The sequence below is a fragment of the Flavisphingomonas formosensis genome (genome assembly GCF_009755815.1).
GTDB lineage: Bacteria > Pseudomonadota > Alphaproteobacteria > Sphingomonadales > Sphingomonadaceae > Flavisphingomonas > Flavisphingomonas formosensis.
On the sequence record NZ_WRPK01000007.1, the window covers coordinates 174,918 to 188,400 of the forward strand.

Here is a 13,483-nt window from a genome sequence, read left to right on the forward strand (position 1 = left end):
CGCAGGGAGAGGTGAATGAGCCGGATCCTGGTTCTCGGCGGCTATGGCGGGTTCGGCGCGCGCCTTTCTCGCCGGCTGGCGGCACGAGGACATGCAGTGCTGGTCGCCGGGCGTAGGGGGGATGCGGCTGCCGAATATTGCCGGTCGGTCCCCGGCGCGACGCCCGTGGCGATGAACCGCAACGGCAACGTCGCACAGCAGCTCGCCGGCCTCCGCCCCGATCTGCTGATCGATGCGGCGGGGCCGTTCCAGGCGAGCGGCTATCAGGTGGTGCAGGCCTGCATCGACACGGGCGTCCCCTATCTCGATCTCGCCGACGGGCGGGATTTCGTCGGCGGCATCGCCGGCTTCGACGCCGCGGCGCGCGCGGCCGGGGTCGCCGTGATTTCGGGAGCGTCCAGCGTGCCTGCGCTGTCCGGTGCGGTGGCCCGGTCGCTGGCGGCGGACATGGCGCGCGTGTCCGATGTCGAAAGCGTGATCAGCGCATCGAACCGCGCGACGGCGGGGCTGTCGGTCGCCACGGCGATCCTCAGCTATGTGGGCCAGCCCGTCCGGCTGTGGAGCGGTGCGGAATGGGAGACGGCCTATGGCTGGCAGAGCTTGCGGCGGCAGGCCTTCGCGCTGCGCGGGAAGACGCTGTTCACCCGCTGGGTCGCGCTCGCCGAGGTGCCTGATCACGCTATCGTGCCGGCGATGCTGCCTGGTGAGCCAAGGACGGTCTTTCGTGCCGGGCCGGAATTCGCCTTCCAGACGATCGGCCTGTGGCTGCTGAGCTGGCCGGTCCGCTGGCGTCTGCTCTCCTCGATCGCGCCGCTGGCGCCCCATATGCGGCGTTTGCATGGGCTCACCGCAGGCTGGGGCGGGGACCGGTCGGCCATGGCCGTGACCGTGGACGGCTGGGTGGAGGGGCGGGCCGTCCGCAGGCGCTGGACGTTGGTCGCCGATCGCGGCGATGGCCCGGAGATCCCGACCATGGCTGCGGAGCTGCTTGCCGAAATGATCGTGGAAGGGCGGCTACTCTCCGGTGCCGGCCATGCCGCAACCCTGCTGGCGCTCGATCAGTTCGCGCCGCTTTTTGCCGATCGCGCGATCACGACGGAGATAGTGGAAGAGCCGATCCGATCCCTTCGCCAGCGATAGCGCCGGAAACGCCTAACCCAGCCCTTCCGCCATTTCCGCCAGCTCCAGCCAGCGCAGCTCGGCCTCGTCCTTCTTCGCGCGCGCGGCTTCGACCGCCTTCATCAGCGCGTCGAACCGGCCCGGATTGCTGGCATAGAGATCGGGATCGGCCAGCGCGGCTTCGTCTCGGGCGATCTCGGCCTCCAGCTTCTCGATCGCGGCGGGAAGCAGATCGAGGTCGCGCTGATCCTTGTAGCTGAGCTTGGTCTTCGCCTTGGCCGCCGCCGGTGGCGCATCTGCTTTGGGAGCAGAAGGGCGCTGGTTCGGCGCGCGCGCCGGCTGCCGCTGTCGTTCCCAATCCTCATAGCCGCCGGCGACGATGTCGATCTTGCCCGATCCGTCGAGCCCGAGCGTCACCGTCACGGTCCGGTCCAGGAAGTCGCGATCATGGCTGACGATCAGCACCGTGCCGTCATAATCGGCGATCACTTCCTGCAGCAGGTCGAGCGTCTCGAGGTCGAGATCGTTGGTCGGCTCGTCCAGTACCAGGAGGTTCGAGCGGCGGGCGAATTCGCGCGCCAGCAGGAGGCGCGAACGCTCGCCGCCGGACAGGGTGGCGACGCGCGCCTCGGCGATCGACGGATCGAACAGGAATTCCTTGAGATAGCCGTGGACGTGCTTCTTCTCGCCCAGCACCTCGATCCAGTCCCCGCCGTCGGCCAGTATGTCCCGCACGCGCTTCTCGGGCGCCATCAGCCGGCGCTGCTGGTCGATGATCACCCCGTCCAGCGTCTTGGCCAGCTTCACCTTGCCCTCGTCCGGCTGCAATTCGCCGGTCAGCAGCTTGAGCAGCGTGGTCTTGCCCGCGCCATTGGCGCCGACGACGCCGATCCGGTCCCCGCGCGTCACACGGAAGGTGAAATCCTTGATGATGGCGCGATCGCCGAAGCGCTTGGTGACATGCTCGGCGTCGATCACCACCTTGGAGCGCGCGTCGTCGGTGCCGATCGTCAGGTTGGACGTGCCCTGTGGTCCCAGCATCGCCGCGCGCTGCGCGCGCATCTCCTTCAGCTGGGCGAGGCGGCCCTGGTTGCGCCGCCGCCGTCCGGTGACGCCGCGCTGCAGCCAATGCTCCTCGATCTTCAGCCGCGCATCCAGCCGCTGGGCGGCGCGGGCCTCCTCCTCATAGACCTTCTCGGTCCAGGCCTCGAAGCCGCCGAAGCCCACTTCGGCACGGCGGATCGAGCCGCGGTCGAGCCACAAAGTCTGCCGGGTGAGGCGGGTCAGGAAAGTGCGGTCGTGGCTGATCACGACGAAGGCGCCGGTGTAGCGACCGAGCCACTGCTCCAGCCAGTCGATCGCGGCGATGTCGAGATGGTTGGTCGGCTCGTCGAGCAGCAGCACATCGGGCTCCTGCGCGAGGGCGCGGGCGATCGCGGCGCGGCGCCGCTCGCCGCCGGATGCGGTGGCGGCTTCGCGGCCGAGGTCGATGCCGATCTGGTCGGCGATCGCCTCCACCGCGTGCGCCGCCGGCGCGTCGGGCCCGGCGAGCGCGTAATCGCGCAGCGTCGCGTGGCCGGCCAGCGACGGCTCCTGCTCCAGCAGCACGACGCGCGTGCCGGGCACGATCGTCCGGCGGCCCTCGTCAGGCTCGATTCGGCCGGCGAGCAGCTTCAGCAGCGTCGTCTTGCCGGCGCCGTTGCGCCCGATCAGCGCCAGCCGGTCGCGCGGCTGGACATAGAGATTGAGGTGCCGGAATAACCAGCCGGCGCCCTGGACGACGCCGAGATCTTCAAAAGCAAGCGCAGGTGCGGACATGATGCAACAGTCTGAAGGATAAGGAGAGCGGCCTATTCACGGCCTGTTCAAGGCCATATCGCTATGCGACAGCGTCATGTCGAGTATGAAAGCAATTCTGCCCAGCCTTGCCATCTTGCTGGCCTGCGTCGCGTCGAGCGCGCCGGCTCGGCCGGGTCCGCATGGGCCGGGCGGTCCCGAGGACGGAGGCATGGATCGTCCGCCGCCGCCCCCCGGCTATGGCGGCCGCCGCGCACCGGACCAGGACGCTGCCTATGATGCCCGCCGCGCGGGATCGATTCGTCCGCTGCGCGAGATCGAGCGCGGCGTGATGCCGCGCATGGCCGGCGCATCCTATCTGGGCCCTGAATTCGATGCGGGCTCCTCCACCTATCGTCTCAAGTTCATGCGCGGCGGTTCCGTCATCTGGGTGGACGTGGACGGGCGCACCGGCGCGATCATCGGCCGTTCAGGCCAATAACTATCCCCGAATCGTTCGGGCTCTCCCGTCTGGCCAAATCCGTGATAATTGGCGTATCCGGCCGCGAGCCGTGCCGTAATGGAGATCGAGGATGCGCGTACTTATCGTCGAAGATGAGCCTAATCTGGGCCGGCAGCTGCGCGCGACACTGGAAGGGGCCGGCTATGCGATCGATCTCGCCACCGATGGCGAGGACGGCCATTTTCTGGGCGCGACCGAGCAATATGACGCGGTGATCCTGGATCTCGGCCTGCCCGAGATCGACGGACTCACCGTGCTCGACCGCTGGCGCAAGGAAGGCCGGGACATGCCGGTCCTGGTGCTGACCGCACGGGACAGCTGGTCCGACAAGGTGGCCGGGCTCGATGCCGGCGCAGACGATTACCTCGCCAAGCCGTTCCAGACCGAGGAGCTGATCGCGCGGCTCCGCGCGCTGATCCGCCGGGCCTCGGGTAATGCCTCGTCGGAACTGATCGCGGGCGACGTGCGGCTCGACACGCGTTCGGGCAAGGTGACGCTGGCCGGCGAGCCGGTGAAGCTCACCGCGCAGGAATATAAGCTGCTGAGCTACCTGCTCCATCACAAGGGCAAGGTGGTCAGCCGCACCGAGCTGATCGAGCATATCTACGATCAGGACTTCGACCGCGATTCCAACACGATCGAAGTGTTCGTCACGCGCATCCGCAAGAAGCTGGGCCAGGACGTGATCACCACGATCCGCGGTCTCGGCTACAGCCTGGAAGATCCCGACGCCCGAGAGACGGCTTGATGCCGCGGCCGGCCTTCCATCCGATTCAGCCGTCGCGCGCGCCGGGGCGGAGCGGCGTGGACGGGCAGGAAGCGGCCGGCGGGCGGACTTGCTGATCGCGATGCGCGGCTGATCGATGGCGGACGAACCCGGCCTGGCCCAGGGGGCATCGGCGCCGCGCACCACCGGCTCGCTGACGCGGCGCATGATCGGCGTCGCGGCGCTGTGGATCTTCATCCTGCTGCTGGGCGGCGGCGTCGCGCTGGATCGGGTGCTCAGCAACGCCGTGACGCGCAATTTCGACGCGCAGCTCCAATATGTGCTCACCGCCATGATCGCCTCGGCCGAGATCGGGCCGGACAGCGAGGTGCGGTTCAACCGGCCACTGGGCGACCAGCGTTTCCTGGAGCCTTATTCCGGCCTCTACTGGCAGGTCTCGGGCATGGGCCACGATCCCTTCCGCTCGCGATCGCTGTGGGATCGCGCGCTGCTGGTGAAGGGCGGCCATCACGATATCGACACCCATTCCTACGACAGCAAGGAATTCTCGAACGAATCGCTGCGTGTGCTGGAGCGGGACGCGACCCTGCCCGGATCCAACGTGATGTGGCGTTTCCAGGTCGCGCAGAGCCGCGAAGGCCTGGACGAGCAGATCGCCACGCTGCGCCGGACGCTGGTCCGCTCCTTCGCCATATTGGGGCTCGGCCTCATCATCATGGCGGCGCTGCAGGTGGTCTTCGGCCTATGGCCGCTGCACAAGGTGCGCCGGGCGATCGCTGCCGTGCGCTCGGGCGAGGCGAGCCGGGTAGAGGTGAAGCTGCCCTCGGAAATCGCGCCGATGGTGCAGGAGCTGAACGATCTCCTGGCCCATAACGACAAGCAGGCGGAGGAAGCGCGGCGCCACGCCGGCAATCTCGCGCATGCGCTGAAGACTCCGCTGACCGTGATCATGAACGAGGCGACCGCGCAGAGCGACGATCTGTCCGCCACGGTGATCCGCGAGGCGACGACGATGCGTCGTCAGGTCGACCATCATCTCGCCCGCGCCCGCGCGGTCGGCCGCCGCGGCAATGCGCAGAGCCGGGCGCAGGTCTGGGACTCGCTCGCCGCGGTGGAGCGGGCGGTGGGCCGGCTCTATCCCAATGTGACGATAGACCTCGACGGCGTGCGCGATGCCGAGGTGCATGTCGAACGCCAGGATCTCGACGAGATGCTCGGCAACCTTATCGAGAATGCCGCGAAATATGGCGGCGGCCGGGTGTTCGTCACCGTCTCCCGCCAGGCGGGCTTCGTCGAGATCATGGTGGAGGATGACGGGCGCGGCATTCCCGAGGCGAAGCGCGAGGCGATCTTCGAGCGCGGCGCGCGGCTCGATACCGGCAAGCCCGGCACCGGCCTCGGCCTCGCCATCGTACGCGACGTGGCGGAGATTTACGGCGGCACGGTCGGCCTCGAGGAGAGCGAGGATCTCGGCGGCTTGCTCGCCCGGTTGCGGCTGCCTGCGGTCGCGGCAGGCTGACCTCTTCATCCTCCCCGGAACGGGGAGGGGGACCATGCACAGCATGGTGGAGCGGTTCCGCTCACCTCATGCGCATCGCCTCATGCAGGCCGGAACCCCTCCACCATTCGCTTCGCGAACGGACCCCCTCTCCCTGCGGGGGAGGATGAAGAGGTCAAAACCCTTTCCGCTCGCATCAAAACCCACGGGATGCTGCCCGGCCGCATCCCGGCTCCTACACTCCTGATTCGAGATAGGCCGCCGATCGGGCGGACTATCCGCGGGAGTGGGACGATGCCGAAGAAGCTGCGCGTCATCCAATATGCCTCGGGCATGACCGGCAAGGCGGTGATCCGGGCGCTGGCGGATCATCCCGAGATGGAGCTCGCCGGCCTTCTGGTCTGGAACAAGGAGAAAGTGGGCAAGGATGCGGGCGAGATCGCCGGCATCGCGCCGCTCGGCATCATCGCCACCGACTCGCTGGAGGAGATACTGAAGATCGACGCCGATGCGGTATCGTTCATGGGGTTGTGGCCCGACCTCGACATGGTCTGTCCGCTGCTGGAATCGGGCAAGCATGTCGCGCTGACCTCGGGCCTCGTCTATCCGAAATATCTCGGCGAGGAGGTGGTGGCGCGGCTGGAGGCGGCCTGCGCCAAGGGCAATGCGTGCGTGTTCGGCGGCGGGCTCAGCCCCGGCTATGTCGAGTGCGTCGCGCCGATCACCCTGTCCAACCTGGCGCGGCGGGTGGACCGGATCACCGTCGAGGAGTTCGCCGACTTCCACGACATCGACGAATCCGGCGAGCTAATCGGCGAGATGCTCGGCATCGGCAAGACGGTCGAGGAGGCGACGAACAATCCGCATCCGCATTTCGACGAGATGATGCCGAAATTCTTCAACCAGACGATCGCGCTCACCGCCGACGCGCTGAAGCTGGAACTCGACGGCATCGAGCATGACATCCAATATTTTGTCTCGCCCGGCGGCGGCGAGATCCCCGCGGTGAAGATCCCGCCCGGCACGATCGGCGGCGTGCGCGCCCATTTCAAGGGGATGAAAGGCGGCGAGGCACGGATCATCGTGCGGCTGAACTGGATCTGCACCTATGATCTCGGCGCCGAATGGTTCAACTATGACGCGCTGTCCAACTCCACCCAGTGGCGCGTGACGATCGACGGCGACCCATCGATGCGGCTGACCTTCGAGCAGGCCGATCATTTCAGGCCCGGCGTGCCCAACGAGCGCAAGACCACGGATCATTCGTTCATCATCACGGCGATGAACGTGCTCCACGCCATCCCCTATCTCTGCGCCGAGACGACGCCGGGGATCAAACATTATGGCAATCTGCCGCTCATGGCGGGGCGCTACACTGCGCGGTGAGCCGTCCTTCTCCCCCTCCCGCAAAGCGGGAGAGGAAGGTTACGCTTCGCGCATACCCGCACTCCGGCGGAACTGCTTCGGCGTGAGGCCGGTGGCGCGGCGGAAGGCGAAGGAGAAGCTGCTCGCGTCCGAAAAGCCGGTTTCGTAGGCGATTTCCTTGATGCCCCGCTTGCCGTCGAGCAGGAACTGGCGGGCGCGGGCGATCTTGCTGTCACGCACATAGGAGCCGATGCCCTGGCCGGTCGTCGCCTTGAAACGGCGCACGAAGGTGCGCTCGCTCATCTCGCAGGCCTTCGCCAGCGCCGCGACCGTGGTCGCCTGGGCGGGTGCGGCGAAGAGCAGGTCGGTGACGCGGCGCATCTGCCAGCCTTCGAGCCGGCCGGCATAGCTGCGATCTTCGTCCGTGCTGCGCACGTGACGGGCCAGCTCGACGAGCAGCGAGATGGCGATGGAGTCGGTCAGCAACTCGCTGGCGAAGCCCGGCGCCACCGCCTCCTGATACATATGCTGCAGCACCTCCTGCAGCCGCGGGCTGTGAATGTCGTGGAAGCTGCGCAGCTCGCGCTCGCTCCAGCCGCCGGATAGGCCGGTGACGGCGTGGAAGCGCTCGGGCGCGAATTCGGCGGTGATGGTGCGGAAACGGCCGCCGCCGGTGCGCACCTGCCACGGCACGTTGGCAGGCACGAAGACGATCCGGCCGATCTTCGAGAAGCGTTCGCGCGATCCGACCTCGTACCGGCCTTCCGACGGATCGGGGATGGCGGTCAGCGCCGCGCCGATCACATAGTTGGCGCTGGTGGCGGCGAGCGCGTCGTTGCGGGAGACCTGATTGTCGCGTAGCTCGAGCGAGGCGGTGGGCGCCACGATACGGGCGATGGCGCGATATCCGTCCATCAGGGCCATGTCCTCGTCCTCCCATTCGGCCGCTCTTGCGGCGGCCTCATCCGTGCGGAAGACTGCGGTCGTGCGGCGAAGGCGTCAACCCGCCGCGACGCTGGCCGTCACTCCAAAAGGCACAGGCCTTCACCGTTCGCCGGCTGAAACCCGGTACCCGGATAGGGTTCGATGCGGCGAGCGCGATTCGGAGTCGCTTCGGGAATGCGCTCTTTCGCGCATTGCCAAATGCACGCTCAGGGCAGGTTGATCTGCCAGGAGACGCCGAAGCGATCGTTGAGCCAGGCGAAGCGCCTGCTGAAGCCATAATCGCCGACCGGCATCAGCATCGTGCCGCCCTCGCCGAGCGAGGCGACAAGATCCTCGAACTGCGGCGCCGAGTCGCAATCGACGAACAGCGAGAGCGCGGGCGTGAAGCCGAATGCATGGTGCACCGAACTGTCGATGCACAGCAGCGACTGGCCGGCGACGGTGAAGCGCGCTCGCATCACCGAGCCCTCCGTTCCAGGCCCGTCCGGCCCGTAGCGCACGACATCCTCGATCGCGCCATCGGCGAAGAGCGAGATGTAGAAGGTCATCGCTTCTTCGGCACGGCCTTCGAACATCAGCATCGGGCGAAGCGTCGCGGCCATCCCTCTCTCCTATTCCGGATGAACCTTAATTCACGGAACGATCGCGACAATCGCGCATCCTGCTGGTGGTCTGACAAGCAGGAGGGTGTTCATAATGACCGTTTCCAAGATCATCGGTGCGATTTCCGCGGCCTGCGCCGCCGCCACGCTGCTCGCCGCGCCGGCGGCCGCACGCCCGCACCACAATCCGCATGTGAAGCGTGTCTGCCATTGGGAATGGCATCACCATCATCGCGTGCGCATCTGCCGCACTCAGCATTGGCGGTGAGTTCCCGCTGACAGGGATGCCGGCTCGGACGCAGCGTCGTCCGGGCCGGACCTGCGTCCGGCGCTCAGCTCTCGACGCGCACCCGCTCATGGTGGCGGATCACCTCGTCGATGACGAAGCGCAGGAATTTCTCGGAGAAATCCGGATCCAGATTGGCGGATTTGGCCAGCGAGCGCAGCCGGGCGATCTGCCGCTCCTCGCGGCCGGGATCGGCGGGCGGCAGGCCGTTTTCGGCCTTGAAGCGGCCGACCGCCTGGGTGATCTTGAATCGTTCGGCCAGCATGAAGACCAGCGCCGCATCGATATTGTCGATGCTTTCCCGATAGCCCGCCAGCGTTTCGTCGCTCACTCTCGTCTCCCATGCGTCGCGCCGCCGCCTTTTCGCGGGGAAGGAGCGATCAGGCAAGCCCGCGCGCTTGCCTTTGCGCGCGCCGCGCGCCAGAGGGCAGGCGCATGAGCGCAACAGTCCATAGCCTCGGCCGCACCGCCGCGCCCTCGCTTACGCCGATGACCAATCTGGTCGCCGCCGATCTCAACCATGTCAACCAGGTGATCCTCTCGCGCATGCAGAGCGAGATCGCGCTGATCCCGGAGCTGGCCGGCCATCTGATCGCCGGCGGCGGCAAGCGGATGCGCCCGATGCTCACGCTCGCCTGCGCGCGGCTGCTCGACTATGCCGGCACGCGCCACCACAAGCTGGCCGCCGCGGTCGAGTTCATCCACACGGCCACGCTGCTGCACGACGACGTGGTCGACGGCTCCGGGCTGCGGCGGGGCCGGCGCACCGCGAACATCATCTGGGGCAATTCGGCGAGCGTGCTGGTCGGCGACTTCCTGTTCAGCCGCGCCTTCGAGCTGATGGTCGAGGACGGCTCGATCCGGGCGCTGCGCATCCTGGCCAACGCGTCTGCAGTGATCGCCGAGGGCGAGGTGAACCAGCTTACCGCGCAGGGGCAGATCGACACGCCCGAGGAGCGCTATCTCGAGATCATCCACGCCAAGACTGCCGCGCTCTTCGCCGCCGCCTGCCGCATCGCCGCGGTGGTGGCGGAGCGGGACAATGCGGTCGAGGAGGCGCTGGACGCCTATGGCCGCAACCTCGGCATCGCCTTCCAGCTGATCGACGACGCGATCGACTATGCCTCGGATGGCGCGACGATGGGCAAGGATGCCGGCGACGATTTCCGCGACGGCAAGGTGACCCTGCCGGTGATCCTGGCGCATGCGCGGGGCAACGACGCCGACCGCCAGTTCTGGAAGGATGCGATGGAGGGGCGGCGCGTCTCCGACGAAGATCTGTCCCACGCGAACCGGCTGCTCCGTGCGACCGGCGCGATCGAAGATACGCTGGGCCGGGCGCGCACCTATGGGCAGCGCGCGATCGATGCGCTGGGCCGCTTTCCCTCGGGCGTTGCCAAGGCGGCTCTGGTCGAGGCCGTCGAGTTCGCGATCGCGCGGGCTTACTGAAATTCCCTCTCCCGTGAGGGAGAGGGAGACAGGCGGCTGGCTCAGCTCAGCGTGTGGGTCAGGCTGATCTCGGCCTTGAGCAGCTTGGAGACCGGGCAGCCGGCTTTCGCTTCGGCGGCGATCTCGGCGAATTTCCCGGCATCGATGCCGGGCACGGAGGCGGTGAGCGTCAGGTCCGAGCGGGTGATGGTGAAGCCGCCGTCGCTCTGCTCCAGCTTCACGGCCGCCTTGGTCTCGAGCGTGCCGTCGGTGAAGCCGGCGCGGGCGAGGGCGAAGCTCAGCGCCATGGTGAAGCAGCCGGCATGGGCGGCGGCGATGAGCTCTTCGGGATTGGTGCCGGGGTCCTCGCCGAAGCGCGTGTTGAAGGCGTAGAACTGATCCTTGAGCACGCCTGACTGGGTCGAGATGCTGCCCTTGCCGTCCTTGCCGAGCCCTTCGTACCGGGCGGTCGCGGTCCGTGTCGTCATGCTGTCTTCTCCTGAGGTCTGAACGGAAGTGGCCGATCATGATCGGGCGGTGGCCCGACCGCGCGGAAGATAGGCACTCGCCGTGACACTGTGCAGGCCATATCTCCGGATATTCGACGTTCGCACGGAACGTTGCGGCGCTGAAACGCGGCGAAACATCCGGGCAAGCTGCGCCGTCTAGCCCGTCCGGATTGCTTGGGAGACGGCGGATGCGGACGATGACGGTGGCGATGGTGGCGCTTGCGCTCGCGGGATGCGCCGGGCCACCGCATGGGCGCGGCCGCCCGCACGGCTTCGGCCCCGGCGGACCGGGGGGCCGGCATATCGGCGGACGGCTGTTCATCAGCCCGATGGGCGAGCCGTTCCGCGTCGCCGACGGCGATCCGCGCGCCGCGTGGTTCGATGCGGCCGACGCCGATCATGACGGGCGGCTGACCCTTGCCGAGTTCCAGGCCGACGCCAGGCGCTTCTTCGCGATGCTCGATCTCAATCACGACGGAGAGATCGATCCCGACGAGATCGACCATTACGAAACCCGCGTCGCGCCCGAAATCCGCACGGGTGGCGGCATCGCCGGAGGCGGCATGGGCCGGGGTGGCGGAGGCCGGGGCATGGGCGGCGGACATCGCGGTGGCAGCGGCATGGGCGGCGGTGGCATGGGGCATCGCGGCATGGGCGGTGGAGAAGGACCGCCCGATGGCGGCGCGCAGGACGGCAATCGCGGCCCGAAGGAGCCGGCCAGGCAGGGTGCCGCGCGCTTCGGGCTGCTCGACCTGCCGGAGCCGGTGACGGCGGCCGATGCGGACTTCAACCGCGGCGTGAGCGCGCAGGAGTTCGACCGGGCGGCGGTCAAACGGTTCGGAGCGCTGGACATGGACCATCAGGGCGTGCTGCTGCGCGCCGACATCCTCAAGATGGCGCGGGGCGGATCGCGGTAGCGCGGACCCGCCGACAAGCGGCTTGAGCCGCTCCGCCCGGCGCGGCGGGTGCACCGTGTCTGCACCCTCTCTCCATTCGATGCAGACGCCGCGCGCAGCGCCGCTGCACTCCCGATCGGCAGCATCGGCAGGCCGTTCACCCTGCGGCGAACCGTGATAGCGTGCGCCGATCCGTGGCGGATCGGGACGCGCCGCGGGCAGAGAAGAGGAGAGGCGCATGGCCGAACAGGGACGCAAGGAGCGTTCGCCGGGGATCAAGCTCTTGTTCGTGGGGCTCGTCGCGCTGGCGCTGGTGGTGCCGCTGCTGCTGGTCTACGCGCTGGTCTGGGATCGGCAGAGCCAGTCACAGACGGCGCAGGACGCGATCAACGCCGGCTGGGGCGGCCCGCAGGTGGTGGCCGGGCCGGTGGTGGTCGTGCCGTTCCGCACCACCGAGGTGCAGACCGAGCAGACCAACGGCCAGACGGTTTCGCGTAGCGTCGAGGTCGAGAAATATCTCTATATCTCGCCGGTCGACAATCGGGTGACGACGCGGGTCGCGCCCGAGGAGCGGCGCAAGTCGATCTATCGCAGCGTGCTCTACGAGGCGCGGGTGCAGGGGCGGGCGGTGTTCGCGCTGCCGGCGGACCTGCCGCGCTTCGGCGTGACGCGCGAGCGGCTGCTGTGGGACCGGGCGGAGCTGCGCATGGGCGCGTCCGACGCGCGCGGGCTGACCGGCGGCGGGCGGCTCGCCGCCAATGGCCGGCCGCTCGCGGTGCAGCCGGGCAAGGGGCTGGGCGCCACCGGCGGCAACGGCTTCTTCGCCTTCCTGCCGTGGACGGGCGAAGGCAATCTGACGATCGACTATGGCTTCGGCCTGCGCGGCAGCCGGTCGATCAGCCTCGTCCCGCGCGGCGGGCGGACGGTGTGGGACATCTCCTCGGCCTGGACCAATCCGAGCTTCGGGGGCGCCTTCCTGCCCGAGAGCCGAACGGTTTCCGATAGCGGCTTCGCGGCCCATTATGCGGTGGACAAGCTGGCGCTCGGGCAGGCGCCGGTGGGGACGGAGGATCCGGGGCCGCCGACCTATGAGGACAGTTCGGCGGCGCTCGAGGTGCGGGCTGCCAAGGCGTCGTCCGCCGATGTCGCCTCCGGCGGCGCGGTGGACGTGGTCGATGGATCGTCGCGCGCGGTGATCGTCGGGCTGGTCGAGCCGGTGAACCTCTATGCCAAGGTCAACCGCTCGGTGAAATACGGCTTCCTGTTCATCGGCTTCACCTTCCTCACCTTCCTGCTGTTCGACGTGGTCGGCGGGGCGCGGGTGGCGGCGGCGGAATATCTGCTGACGGGCGCGGGGCTGGTGCTGTTCTTCGTGATGCTGCTCGGCTTTTCCGAGGTGATCGGCTTCAGCGCGGCCTATGCGCTGGCGGCGGGTGCGATCATCGGGCTGCTCTCGGCCTACAGCGCTGCGGTGCTGAAGAGCTGGAGGCGCGGGCGCTATATCGGCGCGCTGCTGGTCGGGCTCTATGCGCTGCTGTTCGTGCTGCTCAACCTGGAGGCCTGGTCGCTGCTGATCGGATCGGTGCTGCTCTTCCTGGTGCTGGCCGGGGTCATGTACGCGACCCGCAATGTCGACTGGACGAGCGTGCGCAAGCGGGACGGGATGGCATGACATCGCCGGGGGCGTCGTTCGGCGGATCGATCCGCGAGCAGGAACGACGCCCCCGATCGGAACGAAAATAATGTCAAAGCGACGTTAACCTTAGTTTCAACACCTTCGACCTACAGCGGCCGCGACGGAGAGGCCGC

General features: G+C 68.0%; 14 protein-coding genes. 9 read left to right on the forward strand and 5 right to left on the reverse strand.

Annotated features, from left to right (window positions below):
- Positions 1–15 precede the first annotated feature (15 nt).
- Positions 16–1,140 (forward strand): saccharopine dehydrogenase NADP-binding domain-containing protein, encoded by a 1,125-nt coding sequence (locus GQY20_RS19540; RefSeq protein WP_157218818.1) that lies wholly within the window; start codon positions 16–18, stop codon positions 1,138–1,140.
- A 12-nt stretch (positions 1,141–1,152) separates the two neighbouring features.
- Here the strand turns inward: GQY20_RS19540 and GQY20_RS19545 are convergent, their stop codons facing one another.
- Complete coding sequence (locus GQY20_RS19545; RefSeq protein ID WP_157218819.1) at positions 1,153–2,937, reverse strand: ABC-F family ATP-binding cassette domain-containing protein; 1,785 nt, start codon at positions 2,935–2,937, stop codon at positions 1,153–1,155.
- Positions 2,938–3,127: 190 nt separating this feature from the next.
- On the opposite strand from GQY20_RS19545, the gene GQY20_RS19550 reads away from it, so the two are divergent.
- From GQY20_RS19550 to GQY20_RS19565, 4 genes are all read left to right on the forward strand, one after another.
- The gene (locus GQY20_RS19550; RefSeq protein ID WP_157218820.1) at positions 3,128–3,397 is read left to right on the forward strand and encodes a hypothetical protein; all 270 of its coding nucleotides are present in this window, start codon (positions 3,128–3,130) and stop codon (positions 3,395–3,397) included.
- A 91-nt stretch (positions 3,398–3,488) separates the two neighbouring features.
- A complete protein-coding gene (locus GQY20_RS19555; protein ID WP_157218821.1) occupies positions 3,489–4,166 on the forward strand; it encodes a response regulator transcription factor in 678 nt (225 codons plus the stop codon).
- A gap of 115 nt (positions 4,167–4,281) precedes the next feature.
- On the forward strand, positions 4,282–5,664 hold the full coding sequence (locus tag GQY20_RS19560; RefSeq protein WP_157218822.1) for a sensor histidine kinase: 1,383 nt from the start codon (positions 4,282–4,284) through the stop codon (positions 5,662–5,664).
- Positions 5,665–5,937: 273 nt separating this feature from the next.
- A complete protein-coding gene (locus tag GQY20_RS19565) occupies positions 5,938–7,029 on the forward strand; it encodes an NAD(P)H-dependent amine dehydrogenase family protein (RefSeq protein ID WP_157218823.1) in 1,092 nt (363 codons plus the stop codon).
- Between the two features lie 39 nt (positions 7,030–7,068).
- Here GQY20_RS19565 and GQY20_RS19570 read toward each other — a convergent pair whose 3' ends face one another.
- Positions 7,069–7,932, reverse strand: coding sequence for an AraC family transcriptional regulator (locus GQY20_RS19570; RefSeq protein WP_157218824.1), 864 nt, complete (start codon positions 7,930–7,932; stop codon positions 7,069–7,071).
- Between the two features lie 227 nt (positions 7,933–8,159).
- Complete coding sequence (locus GQY20_RS19575; RefSeq protein ID WP_157218825.1) at positions 8,160–8,555, reverse strand: VOC family protein; 396 nt, start codon at positions 8,553–8,555, stop codon at positions 8,160–8,162.
- 94 nt (positions 8,556–8,649) lie between these two features.
- Here GQY20_RS19575 and GQY20_RS19580 point away from each other — a divergent pair, with 94 nt between their 5' ends.
- Positions 8,650–8,823 (forward strand): hypothetical protein, encoded by a 174-nt coding sequence (locus GQY20_RS19580; RefSeq protein WP_198351069.1) that lies wholly within the window; start codon positions 8,650–8,652, stop codon positions 8,821–8,823.
- A gap of 64 nt (positions 8,824–8,887) precedes the next feature.
- Here GQY20_RS19580 and GQY20_RS19585 read toward each other — a convergent pair whose 3' ends face one another.
- Positions 8,888–9,172 (reverse strand): chorismate mutase, encoded by a 285-nt coding sequence (locus tag GQY20_RS19585; protein ID WP_157218827.1) that lies wholly within the window; start codon positions 9,170–9,172, stop codon positions 8,888–8,890.
- 104 nt (positions 9,173–9,276) lie between these two features.
- Here GQY20_RS19585 and GQY20_RS19590 point away from each other — a divergent pair, with 104 nt between their 5' ends.
- Positions 9,277–10,290: a polyprenyl synthetase family protein gene (locus GQY20_RS19590; RefSeq protein ID WP_157218828.1), complete on the forward strand. Its 1,014-nt coding sequence runs from the start codon at positions 9,277–9,279 to the stop codon at positions 10,288–10,290.
- A 41-nt stretch (positions 10,291–10,331) separates the two neighbouring features.
- Here GQY20_RS19590 and GQY20_RS19595 read toward each other — a convergent pair whose 3' ends face one another.
- A complete protein-coding gene (locus GQY20_RS19595) occupies positions 10,332–10,757 on the reverse strand; it encodes an OsmC family protein (RefSeq protein WP_157218829.1) in 426 nt (141 codons plus the stop codon).
- Positions 10,758–10,966: 209 nt separating this feature from the next.
- On the opposite strand from GQY20_RS19595, the gene GQY20_RS19600 reads away from it, so the two are divergent.
- Complete coding sequence (locus GQY20_RS19600) at positions 10,967–11,695, forward strand: EF-hand domain-containing protein (RefSeq protein ID WP_157218830.1); 729 nt, start codon at positions 10,967–10,969, stop codon at positions 11,693–11,695.
- A gap of 217 nt (positions 11,696–11,912) precedes the next feature.
- Positions 11,913–13,346, forward strand: a complete 1,434-nt coding sequence (creD, locus tag GQY20_RS19605) for a cell envelope integrity protein CreD (protein ID WP_157218831.1) — start codon at positions 11,913–11,915, stop codon at positions 13,344–13,346.
- The last annotated feature ends 137 nt before the right edge of the window (positions 13,347–13,483 follow it).